This window comes from Gordonia jacobaea (assembly GCF_965344965.1).
Classification (GTDB): domain Bacteria; phylum Actinomycetota; class Actinomycetes; order Mycobacteriales; family Mycobacteriaceae; genus Gordonia; species Gordonia jacobaea.
The window spans coordinates 1-1,438 of record NZ_CBDRLS010000012.1; the positions used below are offsets into that span (position 1 = coordinate 1).

Annotated in this window: 1 protein-coding gene; it reads right to left on the reverse strand. The window is 67.7% G+C overall.

All coding sequences use genetic code 11. The features are described from left to right. Positions 1–1,438, reverse strand: a 1,438-nt coding sequence (locus ACRVY7_RS22565; protein ID WP_431818712.1) for a condensation domain-containing protein, incomplete at both ends; no start/stop codon positions are given.

Consider the following 1,438-nt stretch of genomic DNA (forward strand, 5'->3'; position numbering starts at 1 on the left):
TGCGATCGGCTCCGTGATCGGTCCGGTCGCGGCGGACAGGACGGCCGCCGTTTCGGCAGGCGAGATCAACGTCGTATCGCCGACGGCGTCTGCCGGGGCCGCCGTCAAACCGGCCAACAACGCGAGGTAGCGGTCGGCGAATGTCGAGATGGTCACGTCGTCGAACAGGTCGGTGGCATAGACGATCGAGCACTGCCAGTCATCGCCGGACGGCGCCGTCGTCACCGTGAGAGCGAGGTCGAGTTGCGCCGGGACGCTTGGGACGTCGACCGGCTCCACCTCGAGCGCGTCGACGCGCACCGTGGGATCGGCGACCGCGCCCGTCTCCAGCGAGAGCATGACCTGAGCCAGCGGCGCGAACGCCTCGGAGCGCACCGGATCCAGCGCGTCGACGATGGTCTCGAATGGGACGTCGGCGTGAGTGAACGCATCGAGGTCGGTCACCCGAATCCGGTCGAGCAGGTCGACGAACGATTCACCTGGGTCGACCTCGGTGCGCAGTACGAGGGTGTTGACGAACATGCCGACGAGCGGATCGAGCACTGTGTGTCCGCGCCCGGCAACCGGTGTCGCGACGGCGATGTCGGTGCTTCCCGACAGGCGCGCGAGCAGTACCGACAGCGCGGCGTGGACAACCATGAACGCGGTGACGCCCCGTTCCGCCGCTGTCGCAGCGATCCGATCTGCGACCTCCGCGGGGATGGCCACCTGCATGCGAGCACCGCGATGACTTGCGACTCGCGGACGTGGACGATCCGTCGGCAGATCGATGACGTCGGGGAGCCCCGCGAGCTCCGCGACCCAGTGCGTGAGCTGTCGCCCCACCACCGATTCGGGATCTGCGGGATCACCGAGCACATGGTGCTGCCAGATCGCGTAGTCGGCGAATTGCACTGCCAGCGGGACGAATTCGGGCGTCGTTCCCGCCGAACGTGCGACGTACGCCGTGACCAGATCGGCCACGAGCGGACGCATCGACTCACCGTCTGCCGCGATGTGGTGGGCGACGAGGGCAACGATGTGCTCGTCGGGACCCACCGGTGCGACGCGCACCCTGAGTGGCAGTGATTCGGTGACGTTGAATCCGGTGCCCACGGCGTCGGCGAGGGCCTGTTCGTCTGAGACGACGGCAAAGTCGAGTTCCGCTGCGACGCGGTGCGCCGGGTGGATCATCTGCACCGGGGTTCCGTCGACGGCGGGGAATGTCGTCCGCAGCACCTCGTGGCGAGCGACCACGTCTTCGACAGCGTGGCGCAGGGCGACGAGGTCAAGCGTTCCGCGAAGTCGCAGGAGCGCCGGGATGTTGTAGGTGGCGGTCCCGGGTTCGAACTGGTTGATGAACCACATCCGCGACTGCGCGAACGACAGCGGAATCTCCGACGGCCGTGGCGACACGGCCTCGATCGGCGCGAGACCGCGATCCCGAGTGGTCACGAGA